Here is a 19,351-nt window from a genome sequence, read left to right as displayed (position 1 = left end):
GCCCGGGTTAGGAAGGGCCCCTTGTTATGCAAAATCCGATAACAAGGGGCCCTTCCTTCACACCTCAGCAGTCGGTGGAGGTGACGTAGAAGCGGGGCATCGGCAGCACCCGGAATCGCAGCCGGGCGCCGGCGCGGCGCAGCTGCCAGGTGAGCGCGATCAACGCGGTGGCCAGCGAGATCAACCCGCCCATCCAGATGCTGGCGCCAGCGCCGAAGTGCTCGGCGATCCAGCCGATCAGCGGCGCGCCGACCGGGTTGGTGCCCAGGAACACCAGGACCCACAGGGCCATCACCCGCCCCCGGAAGGCCGCGTCCACACCCAGCTGGACCCGCTGGTTGGCGGCCTGGGCGAAGAAGACCATGAAGAAGCCGGTCGGCACCAGCAGCGTCACGACCAGCCAGTAGGTGGACGCGAAGCCGACCAGGGTGCCGAAGCTGGCGCAGGCGATCGCGGCACCGAGCACCAGCCAGACCGACGGTCGGCTGCGCCGGCCGGTGCCGCTGAGCGCGCCACCCAGCGCGCCGACCGCCAGCGCGGTGCTGAAAAGGCCGAACGAGGCGGCACCGGTGTGGAAGACCGTCTTGGCCAGCGCGGCCAGGGTGAGCTGGAAGTTGAACAGCGACATGCCGATCACCGACATCACCGCCATCGGCAGCAGCAGGTCCGGGCGGCGCCACACGTACCGCAGCCCGTCGACCACCCGGGCGGACGCCCGCTCGTCCCGCGGCAGCAGGGCGTCGCGGTGCAGTTCGGCCGTCCGCATCCGCACCACGTTGACCAGCGGCGCGATCGAGCTGAGCGCGGTGAAGAGGAAGACCGGCCCCACGTCGAAGGCGGCGATGGCCAGGCCGGCGACGGCCGGGCCGACGATCCGGGCGGAGTTGAACACGGCCGCGTTCAGCGACAGCGCGTTGGGCAGCAGCGACGTGCCGACCAGCTCGGAGACGAACGCCTGCCGGACCGGGGTCTCCACGGCGTTGGCCGTGCCGAGCAGCGCGGCGAAGGCGAAGACGTGCCAGAGCTGCACGAGGTCGGTGAGGACCAGCAGGGACATGCCGAGCGCCAGCACGGTCCAGAAGGCGTTGGCCGCGAAGAGCAGCACCCGCTTGTCGTACCGGTCGGCGAGCCGGCCGGAGAGCAGCGTGAGCAGCAGCACGGGGGTGAACTGCAGCGCGGTGACCACGCCGAGCGCGGTGGCCGAGTTGTCGGAGAGCTCGAGGACGAGCCAGTCCTGGGCGATGAACATCATCCAGACGCCGATCAGCTTGATCAGCTGGCCGGATGCGAATAGCCGGTAGTTGCGAACCTGCAGGGACTGGAACATCGTGCTCAACTTGGCCCGCACTCTTGGTGCGCCTCCTCCGGGACGTACGCGTCATCGACAGGTGACGGCACGGCCCGGTGGCGCGGGCGCGGCTCAGGCGCGAGCGAGCTGCTGAAGAATCTGGGCGGCCCTCTGCAGGGTCTCCCGTTCGTCCTCGTCGAGCGCGGCCAGCCGGTGGGCCAGCCACTCATCGCGGGCCCGCTCGAACTGGTCGAGCACGGCCTGCCCTCCTTCGGTCGCCGCGAGGATGACCTGCCGGCCGTCGGTCGGATGGGGGGTCCGCTGCACAAGGCCGCGGTCCTCCAACTTCCCGACGATCTTGGTCATCGTCGGCGGCTGCACCCGCTCCACGTCGGCCAGTTCCCGGGGCGTCAGCGCGCCCGCCAGCCGCAGGCTGGTGAGCGCGGAGACCTGGGTGACCGTGAGGTCGCCGACCGGTCGGGCCTGGCGGACCCGCCGGTTGAGTCGGGTGATCGCATCACGCAACTGGGGAGCCAGTTGCGCCGGTGGCACGCGTTCCGCCGTCACCGTCCGCTCCGTCACGATAGTTAGCTTAACTAATGAGCCTGGCTAACGACATCCGATATGACCAGGCTCACGAGGACGTTCGTGCTGTTCCGGGCGGGGGAATCCGATTCTGATCCCCCCGCCCGGACGTGCGTCAGAGCACCAGGGACTCGATCGGCCCGCGCAGGAAGTACAGCACGAACAGCGCGGCGACCCCGTACAGCAGCGGGTGGATCTCCCGGGCCTTGCCCCTGGCCAGCTTCACCACCACGAAGGTGATCAAGCCGGCGCCGATCCCGTTGGAGATCGAGTAGGTGAACGGCATCAGCACGATCGTGAGGAACGCCGGGATGGCGATCTCGTAGTCGGACCAGTCGATCGTCCGCACCGCGGTCATCATCAGGAAGCCGACCACCACCAGGGCCGTCGAGGCCGCCTCGAACGGCACGACCACCACCAGCGGGGCCAGGAACATCGCCAGCAGGAAGAGCACGCCGGTGACCAGGTTGGCCGCCCCGGTCCGGGCGCCCTCCGCGACACCGGCGGCGCTCTCGATGTACGACGTGTTGCTGGAGGTGCTGGCCGCGCCGCCGGCCGCCGCGGCGATCGAGTCGACCAGCAGGATCTCCTTGGCTTTCGGCGGGGTGCCCCGCTCGTCGAGCAGGCCGCCCTCCTGGCCCACCGCCACCATCGTTCCCATGGTGTCGAAGAAGTCCGTGATCAGCAGCGTGAAGACGAACATCAGCACGACCAGCCAGCCGGCCCGGCCCCACGAGTCGAGCACGTTGAACTTGCCGAGCAGCGACAGGTCCGGCAGGTCCACCACCGTCTTCGGCAGCTCCGGCACGTTCAGCGACCAACCCTTGGGGTTGGGCTGACCGTTGACGAAGGACGGGCCGATGTTGCCGATCGCCTCCACGATCACCGCGAGCACGGTCGAGGCGAGGATGCCGATCAGGATCGCGCCCTTCACCCGGCGGACCACCAGCACCAGGGTGAGCAGCAGACCCACCACGAAGACCAGCATCGGCCAGCTCACCAGCTTGCCGCCGATGCCCAGGCCCACCGGGACGGTGGTGTTGGCGGCGTCCGGAATCCGCCGGACGAAGCCGGCGTCCACCAGACCGATGATGGTCAGGAAGAGGCCGATGCCCACCCCGATCGCGGTCTTCATCTGGGTGGGCACCGAGCGGAACACCGCGGTCCGCAGACCGGTCAGCACCAGCACCGCGATGATCACACCTTCGATCACCACCAGGCCCATCGCATCGGCCCAGGTCATCTCCGGCGCGATTTCGTACGCCACCAGCGCGTTGACGCCCAGACCGGCGGCGAGCGCCAGCGGGAACCGGCCCACCACACCCATCAGGATCGTCATCAGGCCGGCGACCAACGCGGTCGCCGCGGCCAGCGCGGGGATCGGGAGGGTCTTGCCGTCGCCGTCGACGGCCCCGCCGAGGATCAGCGGGTTGAGCACCACGATGTACGCCATCGTGAAGAAGGTCGCCAGGCCACCGCGCACCTCGCGGCTCAGCGTCGAGCCACGGGCGGAGATTTCAAAGAACCGGTCGAAGCCGTTACGCGGATGAGCGGGGTCGGGTGGTGTGCCGTTCTCGGGCGGCGTTACTGCCATCAGGTCCTCGCAGGTGATCTTCCAGTTGTCGCGCGCATCGTCCCAGATCACCAGCGGGCAGGGGAAGTCGATCGCGTACGCTTGCCGGGTGCCGAACGAGCAGCCTCCGCGGCCCGCGCCGCTGGACCCACCGATGGTGCCGTTCGCCGTCGCCGGGCTGATCGGGTGGGCAGTGGCCGGGCTGGTCCTGTTGATCTTCTTCCGGGGCTGGCTGACCGAGCACGATCACGAGAACTGGCTCTGGACCTGCCTGGCCGGTTTCCTGTGGGGCTTCCCCGGCCTCGCCGTGATGATGCGGCACGACGCCAACCGACGCCGCCGCCGCACGAGCTGATCCCGCCGGAGCGCCGGCACACCCGGCGCGGACCGTCAGGGGTGCCCGTACGGCTCCGCCGGCTCGGCGGCCTCCACCGAACCCGGGGCGCGGCTCACCGACATGGCCTCCACCGCGCTGTCGTCGTAGACCGTGGGCAGTTCCTCCACCGCGGTCTCGGCCGCCTCGATCAGCGTCTCGGAGTGGGCGCCGCAGCCGTGGTCGGCGCTCACCACCCGGCCGTCGTCGGGAGCGTAGAAGTTGCCGCACGCGCCGAAGGCCAGCCGCATCGCGCCGGCCAGCGGCAGGTAGAAGCCGCAGGTGCCGCAGCGGGCGGCGGCCGGGGCAGCGGTGGAGATCGCCGCGGCCGGGCCGTGATCGCCGTCGTACCAACGCTGCGCCGCGTCGGCGCGGCCCTCCCGGGAGAGCACACGGGCACGACCGAGGCCCAGTTCCCAGGCCGTCTCCTCGACCGCCGGGTCGTCCGAGAGCAGGTAGGCGGGGGCCAACCGCTCATCGTCCGGCGCGGTCGGCAGCAGGTCACCAGGGCCCAGGTCACCCGGCTTGAGCCGCTCCTGCCAGGGCAACCAGCCGGGCGCGAGCAGCGCGTCGGGGCCGGGCAGCAGCACCGTCTCGCAGATGGTCACCGTGCGGCTGCGCGGCACCCGGGTGACGGTGACCGCCCAACGCCAACCGCGGTAGCCGGCGAGACGGCATTCAAAATAGTGGGTGACCAGCCGGTCGCCCTCGGCCACGACCTGCAGGTGGTCGCCGACTTCGTCGGCGTCCACCTCTGTGATGCCGGCGCGGGCCACCTCGACGGCAGCGGCGCAGACCTGGTCGAGACGGGCGGCGCGGGTGGAGGCGGGCCTGGTCACCTCACCATTGTTCCCCATGCGTCGAACAGGGGTGACAGGGACTCCCGGGGAACCTTTCGCCGCAGTGCTGCGCGTACCTCGATCGGATGGGCGAGGATGGTGGACATGCCGTCGTACTCCCGCTCCGGGCGATCCGTCCTCGGGCGCACCGTCGGCACCAGCATCCGCACCATCCGGCTGCTGTTGCGTGGTTCGGTGGGCAGCGGGCGCTGGGTGACCCGCCGGGCCGGCCGGGCGCGCGCCCGGGGTGCCGGCGGCGAGGTCGGCATGGTCCGCCTGTTCGACCTGCACGCGGTGTCCTGCGCCGGAGACACTCTGATCGCCATCGGCCTGGCCGGGACGATCTTCTTCAACGTGCCGTTGGGCGAGGCCCGCAGCAAGGTCGCGCTCTACCTTCTGGTGACCATGGTGCCGTTCGCGATGCTCGCCCCCGTGGTGGGCCCGCTGCTGGACCACTTCCGGCACGGCCGGCGGTACGCGCTGGCCGCCACCATGCTCGGCCGGGCGTTCCTGGCCTGGTTGATCTCCGACTACATCCACGGCTTCGGGCTGTATCCGGCCGCGTTCGGGGTGCTCGCGCTGTCCCGGGCGTACGGCGTGGCCCGGTCCGCGGCGGTGCCCCGGCTCCTGCCGGAAGGGCTCGGCCTCTCCCAGGTGGGCGCGCGGGCCAGCGTCTACGGCACGGTAGCGGGCGCACTGGTGGCCCCGATCGGGCTGGCGGCGTTCTGGTTCGGGCCGCAGTGGCCGCTACGGGTCGCGTCGGTGATCTTCCTGATCGGCATGGTGATCTCCCTGCGCCTGCCACCGAAGGCGGATTCGGAGCCACCGGAACGGGTCCCCCGGCCGCTGCGCGCGCTGGGCCGTCGCCGGGGGGACCGCCCACTGGGGCGGGGCCGACCCGCCGGCCGTCTGGTGATCGCCACCCTGATCGGCTCCGCGACCCTGCGCGCGGTCTACGGCTTCCTGCTGCTGTTCCTCGCCTTCGCCATCAAGAAGGGCGACCTGACAACGGTGATGTTCGGTCGGGACCTGGGCGCCGAGTGGGCGCTGGGGCTGGTCGGCGGCGCGCTGGCGGTCGGCAGCTTCCTGGCCACCGCCGTCGGCACCCGCCTGCGCATCCACCGGCCGACCGCCATCCAGTCCAGCAGCATGATCATCGTGGCCGGGGTGGCCGTACTCACCGTCATCCGCTTCTCGCTGCCGATGGTGGCCCTGCTCTGCCTGGTCACCGCGCTGGTCAGTGGGGTGGCCAAGCTCGCCGTGGACGCCTCGATCCAGGAACGCATCCCGGAGCGGCTGCGGGCCAGCTCCTTCGCCCACTCGGAGACGGTGCTGATGCTGGCCTTCGTGGCGGGCGGCGGGCTCGGGCTGGTGCCGTTCGACGGTCGCACCGGCATCGCGGTCGCCGCCGGAGTGGGCGTCCTGGCGGCGACCCGGGGTGTGCTGGTCGCCGCACGGCTGCGCGGCGAGAAGCTGGCCGGCCGGCCGCTGGGCGACGACGAACTGGCCGACGACGAGTCGACGGACGACTTCGGTGACCGAACGCCCACCTCTCCGGCGCCGACCCAGGCCGGCTCGCCGCAGTACGACGACCCGGGGCTCGCACCACCGGGCTACCACATCTACCGCCCCTCCTCGGCGGTCGGCGGACCGGGTGGCGGCGCGGACGACGAGACCCGCCGGGAGTCCCCCGGGCCGCTGTCGTGACCGGCCTGCTGGTGGTGACCGCGGTGCCCGCCGAGGCGGACGCGGTCCGCGCGGGGCTGACCGACGCCACCGTCACCGTGGCCCCGGTCGGGGTGGGCCCGGCCGTGGCCGGAGCCGCCACAGCCCGACTGTTGGCGCTGGCCGAGGCGGCCGGGCGCCCGTACCGCGCGGTGGTCAGCGCCGGCGTGGCCGGCGGCTTCGTCGGGAGGGTGGAGGTCGGCGACATCGTGCTCGGCACCGCCAGCATCGCCGCCGACCTGGGCGCCGAGTCACCGGACGGCTTCATCCCCGTCGACGAGCTGGGCATGCCGCCCGCGCTGCTGGGCAACGGCAGCGTGGTGCCAGCTCACCCACGGCTGCTGGCGGCGCTGCGGGCCGCTCTGCCGTCCGCCACGACCGGCGCGGTGCTCACCGTCAGCACGGTCACCGGCACCGTCGCCAGCACCGAGGAGCTGCGCCGCCGACATCCGGGGGCGGTCGCCGAGGCCATGGAGGGGTACGGGGTGGCGGTCGCCGCGGCGCAGGCCGGGGTGCCCTTCGCCGAGCTGCGTACCATCTCCAACCCGATCGGCCCCCGCGACCGCGACGCCTGGCGGCTACGCGAAGCCCTCACCGCCCTGACCACAGCGGCCCCGGCGCTGCGCTGACCCCGGCAGGGCGGCTCAGACTTCGAGGGTCAGCGCCGACGGTCGATTCGCCTGCAGCTCGAACCCGCAGGCGAGCAGAAATTCCACGTTGCCAAACTCGGCAATCGCGTGGGCGGTCCGGATGCCGGCCGTTGCCATCTCCTTGGCCAGCAGCCCGATCAGTTGACGCCCAATGCCCAGGGTCCGTAGGCCGGGAGCAACGACCACGCCTTCCAACACCAGCTCACGCCGGTCACCCCAATCTTCGCCGAGGAGGAGGTCCACGCTCCGCTCATGGGCCCTCAGCTCACCGACCGGCCCGGCCCCGGGCACCTCGGCAAGAAAACGCCAGGACGTGGTGGGCAGTCCTTCGGGGGCACGTCGAAACCCCACCTGGGCCCGCGTCCGGTCCCGCCTCCGCCGCTCGTCTCGCCGCGCTCGATCCAGGTCGTAGGTCAGCTCTGGAACGCGCACCGGCCACAACCGCTCGGGGAGCGTGTACGAATGCACCCACCAGGCACCCGGCCAGTCCCGCAGGGTCCGGACCCGACGGACGTCGAGGTGCGCGGGGTAGCGACGCCCAGCCTCGTCCCGCGGTTCGTCGTCCGACACGCTCGACGATTCGGCGTCGTCTGGGGTGGAGCACGGGTCGCCGGGCAGCCTGAGCGCAAGCTCGCCGCCTGCCGCGCGGACCAGACGCTCCACCGTCCGGAACGCCGGCTCGCCGCCCTCGCCCGCCTCAATCCGGGCCAGCGTGCTTTTCGGGACCCCGGACCGCTCAGCCAACTCCCGCTGGCTCAGGTCGGCACGTCGACGAAGATCCCGCAGAGCCGCCCCGACGTCGATCGCACCCTTGCCAGCAGCCATCCGTCCATGGTTTTCCGCTCAGCCTCGCGCCGTCAACAGCCCTCTCCCACCTGTGGATAAGCCTGTGGACAGCGCCGCCGCCGCTGCGCGTAGCCCCTTCGTCGGCGCCTGTAGAGCTGCCCCATTGATGGGGCGAGCCGATGGGCAGCTGGGACAGACCCACGATCGGGCACCGTCACGGCCACCAGCTACCCGCCACCCCCCACCACCGCCGCCGCCATCAGCCGCCGCAACCAGTACGCCCACCCAAGGTCACGGCGCCCCACAGATGGGGCAGCTCTACAGGAGTGACAGTGACACCCCATACCCTGACGGTGTCTTCCGAGCAGCTGGCAGTGAGTGCCAGGGCGTGCGGCGGGAGTGGCAGGGGCGTGGGGCGTGCGGCCGGGGGCGTGAAGGCTCGCCGGAGGGCCAAGCAGGTCACAGTGAGCCGGGTGGGCGCGCGGGAGCGTGCGGGGGCGGGGCTAACGTGGAGGCGTGGCGCTCTCCCTGGCGATCTCGCCCTGCCCCAACGACACGTTCGTCTTCGACGCCCTGGTTCACGGCCGGGTACCCGGCGCACCGCCGGTCGAGGTGACGTACGCCGACGTGGACGTCACCAACACGGCCGCCGAGCGGGGCGCGTTCGACCTGGTGAAGGTGAGCTTCGCGGCGCTGCCGTGGCTGCTCGACGACTACCACCTGCTGCCCTGCGGGGGCGCCCTCGGCCGCGGGTGCGGGCCGCTGGTGCTCACCCGGGGCGACCGCACCGGCGGGCCGGACCGCACCGACCTGACCGGCGCCACGGTGGCGGTGCCGGGTGACCGGACCACCGCGTACCTGCTGTTCCGGCTCTGGTCGGCGGGCCGGCCGCCGGCCCGGATCGAGGTGGTCCCGTTCCACGAGATCATGCCGGGCGTCGCGGCCGGCCGCTACGACGCCGGGCTGGTCATCCACGAGGCACGGTTCACCTACCACCGGCACGGCCTAACCGCGCTGGTCGACCTCGGCGAGTGGTGGGAGGCCGACACCGGCCTGCCCATTCCGCTCGGCGCGATCCTGGCCAAGCGCGGCGTGGTGGACCCGGAGGCCGCAGCCGGCTGGGTCCGCGAGTCGGTCCGACAGGCCTGGGCGGACCCGGCGGCCAGCCGGGAGTACGTGCTCGCGCACGCCCAGGAGATGGAACTCGACGTGGTGGACCGGCACATCGGCCTCTACGTCAACGAGTTCACCGCCGACCTGGGCGAGGCCGGTTTCGCGGCGGTCGCGGCGCTGCTCGACCGCGCCGCCGACGCCGGCCTGGTGCCTCAGACCTCCAGCTCGCGCGCGACCGCGTGGACCAGCTGAGCGATCTTCTGCGCGGTCTTCTTGTCCGGATACCGGCCCCGGCGCAGATCCGGCTGAACCTTCGCCTCCAGCACCTTGATCATGTCCTCGACGAGGCCGTGCAGTTCCTCAGCCGGCCGGCGCCGCAGCTCCGCCATCGACGGCGGAGCGTCCAGCAGCTTGACTCCCATGGCCTGCGCGCCCCGGCGGCTGTCGACCACGCTGAAGTCGACCCGCTGGCCACCCTTGAGGTCGGTGACGCCCGCCGGCAGCGCGCCCTTGGGCAGGAACACGTCGCCGCCCTCGTCACTGGTGACGAAGCCGTATCCCTTGGCCGTGTCGTACCACTTCACTCGACCCGTAGGCACCTGAAAACCCCTGCTTCACTTGAGCCGCTACTGCTCCAAGGCTAGCTGGATCATGCCGTCGAGCGCCGCTGGGAATCCGGTGAGGTCGTCCAGCACCATTTCCGCCCCGGAGGCACGCAGCTCATCCGGGGAGCACGGCCCGGTGGCGACGCCGATTCCGGGCACCCCGGCCGCCCTCGCCGCCACCATGTCCGCCACATGATCCCCGACGTAGTGGGTCGCCCCGTGCTCCCGCAGAGCCGTCGCCTTCTCCTCGGCGAACAGGTCACCGGCCAGCTCGTCGACCGCGAGGCCGAGGTGGTCCAGGTGCAGGCGGGCCAACCGGCCGACCTTGGACGTGACGACCAGCACCCGTCCGCCCCGCGCGCGGATCCCGTCGATCGCCTCCCGCGCGCCGGGCAGCGGCACCGTCGGGGTGATCGCGTACGCCGGGTACAGCTCGCGGAACGCGTGCACGGCCGACTCGACCTGCTCCGGCGGGAACCAGTGCGCGATCTCCGTGCGCAGCGGCGGACCGAGCCGGGACACCGCCAGGTCCGCGTCCACCGGCACGCCGGTCCGGGCGGTCAACGCCCGGTAGGCCGCGGCGATGCCGGGGCGGGAGTCCACCAGCGTCATGTCGAGGTCGAATCCGACGGTCAGAGCGGGCATGCCCAGAAACGTACAGGCGACTCCCTGCCGGGCGGACGTCCGAGGGGCGCGACGGCCCGGTGCCGGGCTAGCGTGGTAAGACGATGACCACCTCACTCGCCGACCACCTGCGGTCGCTGCCCGACGAATCGCTGGCCGCGCTCCTCCAGCTGCGGCCGGACCTCGTCGTGCCCGTGCCGGCCGACATCTCCGCCCTGGCCATCCGGGCCCAGTCCCGGGTCTCGGTGGCCCGCGCGCTGGACGGGCTGGACCAGTTCACCCTCCAGATACTGGACGCCGCCCGGCTCACCCGGGACCCGGACGAGGGCACCACGGCCACCGAGGCGGTGCTCGCCATGGCGACCGCCGGGCCCCACCCGCCGGCGCCGACGGCCGTCCGGGCCGCCGTCGGCCGGCTGCGCGCGCTCTTCCTGCTGTACGGCCCGGAGCACGCGCTCCAGGTGGTACCCGCCGTCGACGAGGTGGCTCCGTACCCCGCCGGGCTGGGCCGGCCGGCCGCGGAGCTGGACCCGCGCACGGCCGCGCTCTGCGCGGACCCGGCGAAGCTCCGGCGGACGCTGCTCGCCGCTCCTCCCTCGGCCCGGGCGATCCTGGACCGGCTGGCGGCCGGACCACCGGTGGGCAGCGTGCCCCCGGGGGCGTTGCAGGCACCGCCGCTCGGCGCGGAGGACGCCCTGCTCTCGAACCCGACCAACGGCGGCGCGCCGACCGGCTCCCCGGTGCGCTGGCTGGTCGACAACCGGCTGCTGGTCCCTGTCTCGACCGGCTCGTCGACGACCACCGGCACTGTCGAGCTGCCCCGCGAGGTCGGCCTGCTGCTGCGCCGCGACAGCGGCCCGCTCGGGCCGCTGCGCACCAGCCCGCCGCCCGTGGCCGCCGCGCCGCGCGAGGCGAAGGCGGTCGACTCCGCCGGAGCCGGACAGACGATGGAGGTGGTCCGGCACACCGAAGGGCTGTTGGACCAGCTCGCCGCCGAACCCGCGCCGGTGCTGCGCTCGGGCGGCATCGGCGTACGGGACCTGCGCCGGCTGGCCCGCACCGCCGGGCTGGACGAGCCGACCACCGCGCTGCTGCTGGAGGTGGCGTACGCGGCGGGGCTCGCCGGCGAGCTGGAGCTGCCCGGTGCGACCACCACCCGGTACGGGGCGGATCAGCAGGTGCTGCCGACCGGCGGGTACGAGGTGTGGCGGGCCGCCTCGCTGGCCCAACGCTGGGAGCAGCTGGCCCGCGCGTGGCTGACCATGACCCGGCAGGTCGGGCTGGTCGGCCGGCGCGATGACCGGGACCGGCCGATCACGGCGCTCTCCGCCGAGGCCGAGCGCGCCGGAGCGCCGGGCACCCGACGGGCGGTGCTCGCGGTGCTCGCCGACCTGGAACCGGCGACCTCACCCACTCCGGAGGAGGTGCAGGACCTGCTGGACTGGCGGGCGCCGCGACGCAGCCGGGGCCGGGAGGCCGCCCACCGCGAGGTGCTGGCCGAGGCGGCGCAGCTCGGCGTCACCGGCCTGGGGGCGCTCACCTCGTACGGCCGGCTGCTGCTGGCCGACCTGACCTCGGCCGACGAGTCGGGCGGCGAGGACCCGCTGGGGCTGCACGCGGACGCCGAGAGCGGCGACCCGTCCAGCGCGGCACGGGCGCTGGACGCGCTACTGCCCGCCCCGGTCGACCACTTCCTGGTGCAGGCCGACCTGACGGTGGTGGTGCCCGGGCCACCCGAGCCGGCGCTCGCCGCCGAGCTGGAGGCGATGACCGAACCCGAGTCGGCCGGCGGGGCCAGCGTGCACCGGGTCACGACGGCGAGTGTGCGGCGAGCGCTGGACGCCGGTTACTCGGCCGACGACCTGCACGACGTATTCCGGCGGCGGTCGCGTACCCCGGTGCCGCAGGGGCTCACCTATCTGGTGGACGACGTGGCCCGCAAACACGGCGGGTTGCGGGTCGGCCTGGCCGGGGCGTACCTGCGCAGCGACGACGAGACGCTGCTCAGCGAGGTGCTTGCCGACCGGCGGCTGGAATCGCTGACGCTGCGCCGGCTCGCCCCGACGGTGCTGACCACCCCGTACCAGGTCGGTCGGCTGCTGAGCGCGTTGCGCGACGCCGGGTACGCCCCGGCGCAGGAGGACGGTAGCGGCGGCACGGTGCTGTCCCGGCCACGGATCCGGCGGGCCCCGGCCCGGGTGCCCGTGACCATCCGGACGTTGGATCCGCTGGTCGCCCCGAAGCTGCCGATGCCTCGGCTGCTGGGCGTGGTGGAGCACATCCGGCGGGGTGAGGCGGCGGCGCGGGCGGCCCGACGGGCACCGGCGGTGGTGCGCGGCGGGGCTGTCGGCCTCGGCGGCGGCCCGGTGCCGGCGCACACCCACAGCGAGGCGCTGGCCGTGCTTCAGCAGGCCGTGCGGGATCGGGCGCTGGTCTGGGTGGGATACGTGGACGCCCATGGTGCGACCGCGTCCCGACTGGTCAAGCCGGTCTCGATCGGCGCCGGCTACCTACGCGCCGAGGACGAACGGACCGAGATGCTGCACACCTTCGCGCTGCACCGGATCACCGCGGCGGTGCTGGCGGACTGACCGGAGGCCGGGCGACGCCGGTCGGTGCGCGCTGGTCAGCGTCGGCTGCGGCGTACGGTGCCGACGACCGAGATGATCAGCAACAGCGCGAAGCCGGCGCCGGCGGACTCCCCGATCGAATCGACGAAGCCCTGCCGCAGCACCAGCCAGCCGAAGAGAAACCACCCGACGAGGAGCGCCGCCGCGACGGCGTACGCGACCACGGTCGCGCGGGACACCTCGTCCGGTGGAGCCTGGTCGTGCGCTTCTATGACGTCACGGTCGACCGTCATACCCAGCCTCCCCGCCCGGTCCGGCCCTGGACTCCCAGGGTGTCACTACCGGGACCGGTGTGACAGGGGATAAAACCCCGAGTCGGGCGGGTCGTCGCTCAGGTGCCGGGGCGGCGGCCGATCAGCACCACCCGGGTGCCCACCTTCCCCAGCTCCCACATCCGGACGGCGTCGGCGTGCAGCAGGTTGACGCAGCCGTGCGAGCCGATCGACTTGTTGTGCAGGTAGGTGGTGGTCTCGTGGAAGCCCATCCCCTGGGTGAAGTGCTGCCAGTACGGCAGCCACACCTCGTACGGGTCGGACCACTCCTTCGGATTGCGGTAGTTGACCTTGTAGGTGCCGGCCGGGGTGCGGTAGCCGGCCATCCCGGTGCGGGTCACCGTCGGCGCCATGATCACCTTGCCGCCTCGGACCGCCCAGACGGTCTGCCGGGTCAGGTCCACGCAGAAGGTGGTGCCCGTGCCGGCCTTGCAGCGAGCCGTGTCGGTGGTGCCGAGGCGCTTTGCCACGTCGTAGGTGGTCGGCCCGGCGCGACCCTCGACGGGGCGGATGCCGTACCGCCGCTGGAACTTCTTGATCGCGGCGCAGTCGGCGGCGGACTGCCGGCCGTCCACGGTCACCGGCCCGAACCCACCCAACCGGGCCAGGTAGGTCTCCACGGCGCGCTGGTGCTCGCCCTGCGGGCAGCCGGCGGCCGGCTTGGCGGTGCTGGTGGCCGGTGCCGGCCGCGTGCTGCTGGTCGGCGTCGGCGTGACACTCCGGGTGGGCTTCGGTGTCGGCGTCCGCGTCGGCGCGGTCGTCGCGGGCCGGCCGCGCTGGTCCGGCCCGGGCGTGCCGCTCGCCCCCGTTACCTGTTCCGCCGCACCTGCCGGGGCGGCTCCCCCGCCGCCACCCCCGCCGGCCTGCGGATCGAACGCGCACGCACCGGCGCCGACCAGCGTGACCACCACCAGGGCGACAAGTCGGGAAGTGAGCCGGACATGCTTCATGGGACCTCCCCTGGGCTGTCGTCCCTTTGCTAGACGTTTGCAAGTGCCATGTCGGTTGCGCCCGGTGAGCATCTTTCTTCCGACAGTCCGCACCGTGCAACACTGGATGGTCGGCCAGCGGCGGGTAAGCAGGCGCCACGACCGGACGGCCAACCGGAGGAGAGGACCCTGGCGTGAGCGGTGGACCACTGATCGTGCAGTCGGACAAGACCCTGCTGCTGGAGATCGACCACCCGGACGCGCAGGCCTGCCGAATTGCCATCGCACCCTTCGCCGAGCTGGAGCGCTCTCCCGAACACGTGCACACCTACCGGCTGACCCCACTCGGCCTGTGGAACGCCCGCGCGGCGGGGCACGACGCCGAGGGCGTGGTCGACTCGCTGATCAAGTACTCGCGCTACCCGGTGCCGCACGCGCTGCTGGTGGACGTGGCCGAGACGATGGACCGGTACGGCCGGCTCCAACTCGCCAACGATCCGGCGTACGGCCTGGTGCTGCGCGCACTGGACCGGCTCGTGCTGATCGAGGTGGCCAAGAGCAAGAAGCTCGCCGGCATGCTCGGCAACAAGATCGACGACGACACCATCCAGGTGCACCCGTCCGAGCGCGGCCGGCTCAAGCAGGCCCTGCTCAAGCTGGGCTGGCCGGCGGAGGACCTGGCCGGCTACGTGGACGGCGAGGCCCACCCGATCGAGCTGGCCGAGGCCGGCAAGGACGGCGGCAAGCCGTGGACGCTGCGGTCGTACCAGCGGGAGGCCGTGGAGGCGTTCTGGGCCGGCGGGTCGGGCGTGGTCGTGCTGCCCTGCGGCGCCGGCAAGACCCTGGTCGGCGCGGCCGCGATGGCCGAGGCGAAGGCCACCACGCTGATCCTGGTCACCAACACCGTCGCCGGCCGGCAGTGGAAGCGGGAGCTGATCGCCCGCACCTCGCTGACCGAGGAGGAGATCGGCGAATACTCCGGCGAGCGCAAGGAGATCCGCCCGGTCACCATCGCCACGTACCAGGTGCTCACCTCGCGGCGCGGCGGCGCATTCACCCACCTGGACCTGTTCGGGGCCCGCGACTGGGGCCTGGTCGTCTACGACGAGGTGCACCTGCTGCCCGCGCCGATCTTCCGGTTCACCGCCGACCTCCAGGCCCGCCGCCGGCTCGGCCTGACCGCCACCCTGGTTCGCGAGGACGGCCGGGAGGGTGACGTGTTCAGCCTGATCGGCCCGAAGCGGTACGACGCCCCGTGGAAGGACATCGAGTCCCAGGGCTGGATCGCCCCGGCCGAGTGCACCGAGGTCCGGGTGACGCTGACCGACGCGGAGCGGATGTCGTACGCGACCGCGGAGGCCGAGGAGCGCTACCGGATGGCGGCGACCGCGCGCACCAAGCTGCCGGTGGTCCGGGCTCTGGTCGACCGGCACCCCGACGACCAGGTGCTGGTGATCGGCGCGTACATCGACCAGCTGCACCAGCTCGGCGAATACCTGGACGCGCCGATCATCCAGGGCTCGACCACCAACAAGGAGCGCGAACGGCTCTTCGACGCGTTCCGGTCCGGGGAGATCCGCACGCTGGTCATCTCCAAGGTCGGCAACTTCTCCATCGACCTGCCGGAGGCGGCGGTGGCGATCCAGGTGTCGGGGACGTTCGGGTCTCGCCAGGAGGAGGCGCAGCGGCTCGGCCGGGTGCTGCGGCCGAAGGCCGACGGCCGGCAGGCGCACTTCTACACGGTGGTGTCACGGGACACGATCGACACCGAGTACGCGGCACACCGTCAGCGCTTCCTCGCCGAGCAGGGCTACGCGTACACCATCGTGGACGCCGATGACGTCCTCGGCCCGAAGCTCCCGACCGTCGACTGACACGTGCGAAATCACGACGTTGGGGGCGGGCAGCGGTCCGGGAGCGTGACCTCGCCCGGCCGGTGGTCGAACGTTGTCATCGTGAACCACTCGTCCAGCTCCGGGTCGAAGAGGTTCTGCAGGCCGAACTGCAACACCTGCCACCACCGGCTCGGATCCCGCTGGTCGACGTAGATGTCGCCGAGCGCGATCGGGAACCGGAACACCTCGCCCGGCACGGAGGAACCCCCGACGACACCGACCCGCCAGTGGTCGACGTGCCGGTCCTTCTCCCCCTGCAGGATTTCCGGTCCGACGAAGCGCGCGGCCTTCAGCTTGTCGTTGAAGATCTGTCGGTTGAAGAACCCCGGGACCTTGCTGCACGCCCGCGGCGGAAACAGTGGGATGTTCGGCCACTTGTAGGTGAGCGTGTAGAGCGTGTTCTCGTAGATCAGGTTCGTGAACCAGATCGGATGCTCCGGGCCCCCGGCGATCATCTGGCTGTTGCCGTCCCTGCCCTGCCAGGTGAACGGCACGTCGATCCCGAGGTCGCGAACGATGTACCGGCCGGTGCCCTGGAAGTCGGCCGGGAGCTGCGGGGGCCGGGGCTCTTCCGGGTGGGACGAATCGGCTGCCTGCGCCGCGCGGGGCAGCGGCGGCGCGGCGGCCGGGCCCGGTGCGAGCACACCGAGGGCGAACAGGCCGCCGGCGACCGCCGAGATCAGTGTCCGACGTGTACGCCTCGACGCCATGTCCCCTCCGCCGGTGTGGAAAGCGGCCGGCGCTCCGACAGCGCACGTGCCTTCGGCGAAGCGTATGAGCGGGCGAGATGTGAGAAATGGTGGAACACGTCGGCTCCACCGGAAGGGTGAAGCAACGGGGTCGACGAGCCACCATCCAGCGGCCCGTCGACCCCGAGACGCGCTATCTACCCGGCGCCGCCGGCCCGGAACGCCACCCAGGCGTCGCTCATCCGGTCCGCCTGTCCGACGGTGAACATGTTCATGCAGGAGTCCTGCGTGTAGTCCATGAAGTTGTGGATCGGGTCCAGCCCGGGTGCGGTGCAGGTGTCCGCGCCCAGCGGGCAGTCGAACTGCGGCGCCGCCTCCCGCGGAGTGTCCGCGACGAAGTCGCCGGCAGCGGAGCACCCGTGGGCGAAGGTGTGCTCCAGCATGAGCCAGTGCCCCACCTCGTGGGTCAGGGTGTCACCGAGGGAGTACTTGCCCGCCGTACCGCCCGGCATCGACTCGTCGAGCATCACCACGCCGTCGATGTAGTCCCGGCCGTTGTTGTAACCCTTCGGGAAGTACGCCCAGCCGAGGAGCCCGCCGCCGATGTTGGCCGCGTACACGTTCAGGGTTTTCGAGTCGCCGGTGTACAGCGCCTTCTTCATGTCCCGCTCGTTCTTGCCCGGCTCGACCGTGTACCAGGCGCTGTTCACCGTCCACGTCGTGTCGACGAGCGAGAACCGGAACGGCGTGTCGGAGGCGTTCGCTGCCGTGCGCCCCGCGAACGAGTCGTTGAGCACCGTCATCTGCGCCGCGATCAGGGTGTTCCACCTGGCCGTCTCGGCCGCGCTGAGCGGTTGGTCGGAGACCATGTGGAAGACCGTCGGCACGGTCACGCTGCCGTTGGCGAGGCGCGGGGCGTCCTTGATCACCCCGTAGGCGTTCGCCTCGTTGTTGGAGTACAGCTTCGGCTCTTGCGCAGTGGCGCCCTTGGCGACCCGGGCCGCGCTGTGCGCCTCGGCACCCGGCTCACACGCGCCGACACCCGGGGATACGGGAGCGGGTGCCGCCACCGCGGCGTAGCCGCCACCGGACGCCAGGAGCGTCGCGGCGGTGGCGGTGAGGACTGCCAGTCGGAAGATTGGTCTCCTGTGCATCGGTGCACCTCTCGAGGGAATGGAGACGGCGCGGGGTCGTCGTGATCAGCTCGACGACGTCGTCTTCCCGGTATGAGATCACGTCGGTGGCAGCGGCAAAAGGCCTGCGTACAGGGCTGATGGGGGGTGTAACGGCAGGGGGCCGAGGAGCGCTGTTATCGCTGTCACCCTGCCGTTCTGTCACAGGACTCTGCTCGCCGGCATCTCATGTTCGTCCGATCGAACGCCGGAAGTGAAGGACGGAACCATGGACGCCCGATTCAACATGTTCGACAACGAGATCGCCATGAAGTTCGCCAAGCGGTTCGCCAACGCCGGCATGGTGATTCAGCAGTCGCCGCTGCCGAAGTCCACGCAGGAGTTGGTGTCCCTTCGGGCCAGCCAGATCAACGGCTGCGGCTGGTGCATCGACGCGCACACGAAGGACGCCGCAGCGGCCGGCGAGAGCCCGGTTCGGCTCAACCTGGTGGCCGCCTGGCGCGAGTCCACCGTCTTCACGGAGGCCGAGCAGGCCGCGCTGGCGCTCGCCGAGGAGGGCACCCGACTCGCCGACGCCTACCAGGGCGTGTCCGACGAAACCTGGGCTCAGGTGCGCAAGCACTACGACGACGACCAGATCGCCGCGCTGGTCGCCCTGGTCGCCCTGATCAACGCGGCCAACCGCCTCGCCGTGATCGTGCACCAGCGGGGCGGTTCCTACGAGCCCGGCATGTTCGCCGCCGCGTTCGACTGACCTGGACGACGGCCGGAGTGACGTCCCCTAGAGAACCCGGGTGACCTGCTCGGCGGCGACCACCGCGTCCCGCCGAGCAGGGTCGAGGTTGGCGCTGATCACCACGGACGCGCCAGCGGAGAGCGGGGCCAGCAGCCACTTCAGCGGCTGCTCGTGCTCGGCGGCGTCGACCAGCAGCCGGTCGCCGGCACGTAGGTCCAGCATCTCGGCGATGCCCTGGGCGAGCGCGCCCCACTGGCCGTAGGTCGTGCCGTCCGCGCTGGCCGGGTCGGACGGGTGAATGGCGGTGTGGTCGGGCGTGGCGTCCGGGTGCCGGAGCACCTCGGCGGACCAGTCGAGCCAGCCCAGCGGCACGTCGGCCAGCGCCCCCGGCCCGGTACCGACGAGGTAGCGGTGTGGAGCGTCCGGCACGTCCTCCAGCCAGTCGTCCTGCCGCTCGGGGGTCACGAAGACGGCATCGAACGGCCGGTCGCCGCCCGGTTCGAGGACCGGCAGGCCAGCGGTGGCGCGGGGCCGGAACGACACCGCGAGGCCGGAGGCCCAGGCGCCCAACAGAACCGCAGCGGTACGCCAGTGCGGCGGCAGCAGCACCGCTACGCGGCTGCCGGGGCCGAGCCCGCAGCCGTCCCGCAGCAGACCGGCGCTGCGCGCCGCCCAGGCGCCGACCTGGTGCGCGGTCAGGTCGACCCGCTCGCCGGTCGCCTCGTCGCGGTAGCTGAGCAGTGGACGCTCGGCGTCGGCGGGCGGGACCGACAGGTCGGCCGTGGCGGTTGGCTGCATCTCCACGCTCCCCGGGTGACGGCGTCGAACCACCCTACTCAACGACTTTGGTCGCGCCCGTCGTCGGCCGATGGCCGTAGTGGATGTCCGGGTGGCCCGCGCAGGGTA

19 protein-coding genes are annotated in these 19,351 nt (G+C 72.0%); 7 read left to right on the top strand and 12 right to left on the bottom strand.

The annotated features are described in order from the left end of the window. Positions 1-64 precede the first annotated feature (64 nt). The 3 genes from ABZU69_RS12190 to ABZU69_RS12180 all read right to left on the bottom strand — a co-directional run bounded on the left by ABZU69_RS12190 (position 65) and on the right by ABZU69_RS12180 (position 3,467). Complete coding sequence (locus ABZU69_RS12190) at positions 65-1,348, bottom strand: MFS transporter (RefSeq protein WP_354964413.1); 1,284 nt, start codon at positions 1,346-1,348, stop codon at positions 65-67. Between the two features lie 72 nt (positions 1,349-1,420). Then, a complete protein-coding gene (locus ABZU69_RS12185) occupies positions 1,421-1,870 on the bottom strand; it encodes a MarR family transcriptional regulator (RefSeq protein WP_354964412.1) in 450 nt (149 codons plus the stop codon). A gap of 118 nt (positions 1,871-1,988) precedes the next feature. Beyond that, positions 1,989-3,467, bottom strand: coding sequence for an NCS2 family permease (locus tag ABZU69_RS12180; protein WP_354964627.1), 1,479 nt, complete (start codon positions 3,465-3,467; stop codon positions 1,989-1,991). A gap of 88 nt (positions 3,468-3,555) precedes the next feature. On the opposite strand from ABZU69_RS12180, the gene ABZU69_RS12175 reads away from it, so the two are divergent. After that, positions 3,556-3,801, top strand: a complete 246-nt coding sequence (locus ABZU69_RS12175) for a DUF2530 domain-containing protein (protein WP_354964411.1) — start codon at positions 3,556-3,558, stop codon at positions 3,799-3,801. A gap of 35 nt (positions 3,802-3,836) precedes the next feature. Here ABZU69_RS12175 and ABZU69_RS12170 read toward each other — a convergent pair whose 3' ends face one another. Then, the gene (locus ABZU69_RS12170; protein WP_354964410.1) at positions 3,837-4,676 is read right to left on the bottom strand and encodes a DUF3027 domain-containing protein; all 840 of its coding nucleotides are present in this window, start codon (positions 4,674-4,676) and stop codon (positions 3,837-3,839) included. A gap of 87 nt (positions 4,677-4,763) precedes the next feature. Between ABZU69_RS12170 and ABZU69_RS12165 the strand changes: the two genes are divergently transcribed. Together ABZU69_RS12165 and ABZU69_RS12160 are read left to right on the top strand one after the other, a co-directional pair. Then, positions 4,764-6,365 (top strand): MFS transporter, encoded by a 1,602-nt coding sequence (locus ABZU69_RS12165; RefSeq protein WP_354964409.1) that lies wholly within the window; start codon positions 4,764-4,766, stop codon positions 6,363-6,365. Then, complete coding sequence (locus tag ABZU69_RS12160; RefSeq protein WP_354964408.1) at positions 6,362-7,012, top strand: futalosine hydrolase; 651 nt, start codon at positions 6,362-6,364, stop codon at positions 7,010-7,012. The genes ABZU69_RS12165 and ABZU69_RS12160 overlap by 4 nt, the downstream gene beginning before the upstream one ends. 15 nt (positions 7,013-7,027) lie before the next feature. Here the strand turns inward: ABZU69_RS12160 and ABZU69_RS12155 are convergent, their stop codons facing one another. After that, a complete protein-coding gene (locus ABZU69_RS12155) occupies positions 7,028-7,858 on the bottom strand; it encodes a GNAT family N-acetyltransferase (RefSeq protein ID WP_354964407.1) in 831 nt (276 codons plus the stop codon). A gap of 477 nt (positions 7,859-8,335) precedes the next feature. On the opposite strand from ABZU69_RS12155, the gene ABZU69_RS12150 reads away from it, so the two are divergent. After that, positions 8,336-9,184, top strand: a complete 849-nt coding sequence (locus ABZU69_RS12150) for a 1,4-dihydroxy-6-naphthoate synthase (RefSeq protein WP_354964406.1) — start codon at positions 8,336-8,338, stop codon at positions 9,182-9,184. Here ABZU69_RS12150 and ABZU69_RS12145 read toward each other — a convergent pair. Beyond that, the gene (locus ABZU69_RS12145) at positions 9,145-9,531 is read right to left on the bottom strand and encodes a cold shock domain-containing protein (RefSeq protein WP_088986676.1); all 387 of its coding nucleotides are present in this window, start codon (positions 9,529-9,531) and stop codon (positions 9,145-9,147) included. The two genes, ABZU69_RS12150 and ABZU69_RS12145, sit on opposite strands and share 40 nt — an antisense overlap. A gap of 27 nt (positions 9,532-9,558) precedes the next feature. After that, positions 9,559-10,182, bottom strand: coding sequence for an HAD family hydrolase (locus ABZU69_RS12140; protein WP_354964405.1), 624 nt, complete (start codon positions 10,180-10,182; stop codon positions 9,559-9,561). 83 nt (positions 10,183-10,265) lie between these two features. Here ABZU69_RS12140 and ABZU69_RS12135 point away from each other — a divergent pair, with 83 nt between their 5' ends. Then, positions 10,266-12,752: a helicase-associated domain-containing protein gene (locus ABZU69_RS12135; RefSeq protein ID WP_354964404.1), complete on the top strand. Its 2,487-nt coding sequence runs from the start codon at positions 10,266-10,268 to the stop codon at positions 12,750-12,752. A gap of 35 nt (positions 12,753-12,787) precedes the next feature. Here ABZU69_RS12135 and ABZU69_RS12130 read toward each other — a convergent pair whose 3' ends face one another. Together ABZU69_RS12130 and ABZU69_RS12125 are read right to left on the bottom strand one after the other, a co-directional pair. Then, entirely contained in the window at positions 12,788-13,024 is a 237-nt protein-coding gene (locus ABZU69_RS12130) for a hypothetical protein (RefSeq protein WP_354964403.1), read from the bottom strand. Positions 13,025-13,122: 98 nt separating this feature from the next. Next, positions 13,123-14,013 carry a L,D-transpeptidase family protein gene (locus ABZU69_RS12125; RefSeq protein ID WP_354964402.1) on the bottom strand — a complete coding sequence of 297 codons (891 nt, stop codon included), beginning with the start codon at positions 14,011-14,013 and terminating at the stop codon, positions 13,123-13,125. Positions 14,014-14,186: 173 nt separating this feature from the next. Between ABZU69_RS12125 and ABZU69_RS12120 the strand changes: the two genes are divergently transcribed. Continuing rightward, the gene (locus ABZU69_RS12120) at positions 14,187-15,866 is read left to right on the top strand and encodes a DNA repair helicase XPB (protein ID WP_354964401.1); all 1,680 of its coding nucleotides are present in this window, start codon (positions 14,187-14,189) and stop codon (positions 15,864-15,866) included. Between the two features lie 11 nt (positions 15,867-15,877). Here ABZU69_RS12120 and ABZU69_RS12115 read toward each other — a convergent pair whose 3' ends face one another. Together ABZU69_RS12115 and ABZU69_RS12110 are read right to left on the bottom strand one after the other, a co-directional pair. Next, complete coding sequence (locus tag ABZU69_RS12115; protein WP_354964400.1) at positions 15,878-16,597, bottom strand: hypothetical protein; 720 nt, start codon at positions 16,595-16,597, stop codon at positions 15,878-15,880. A 176-nt stretch (positions 16,598-16,773) separates the two neighbouring features. Beyond that, complete coding sequence (locus ABZU69_RS12110) at positions 16,774-17,730, bottom strand: zinc metalloprotease (protein WP_354964399.1); 957 nt, start codon at positions 17,728-17,730, stop codon at positions 16,774-16,776. Between the two features lie 247 nt (positions 17,731-17,977). On the opposite strand from ABZU69_RS12110, the gene ABZU69_RS12105 reads away from it, so the two are divergent. Beyond that, a complete protein-coding gene (locus ABZU69_RS12105; protein WP_354964398.1) occupies positions 17,978-18,463 on the top strand; it encodes a carboxymuconolactone decarboxylase family protein in 486 nt (161 codons plus the stop codon). 27 nt (positions 18,464-18,490) lie between these two features. On the opposite strand, the gene ABZU69_RS12100 is transcribed toward ABZU69_RS12105, so the two are convergent. Continuing rightward, positions 18,491-19,243: a TIGR03089 family protein gene (locus ABZU69_RS12100; protein WP_354964397.1), complete on the bottom strand. Its 753-nt coding sequence runs from the start codon at positions 19,241-19,243 to the stop codon at positions 18,491-18,493. Between the last annotated feature and the right edge of the window lie 108 nt (positions 19,244-19,351).

The sequence above is a fragment of the Micromonospora sp. NPDC005206 genome, assembly GCF_040608175.1.
In the GTDB taxonomy this organism is placed as follows: domain Bacteria; phylum Actinomycetota; class Actinomycetes; order Mycobacteriales; family Micromonosporaceae; genus Micromonospora.
The sequence above is the reverse complement of the archived record's forward strand: the minus strand, read 5'-3'. Positions and strand labels throughout refer to the sequence as shown.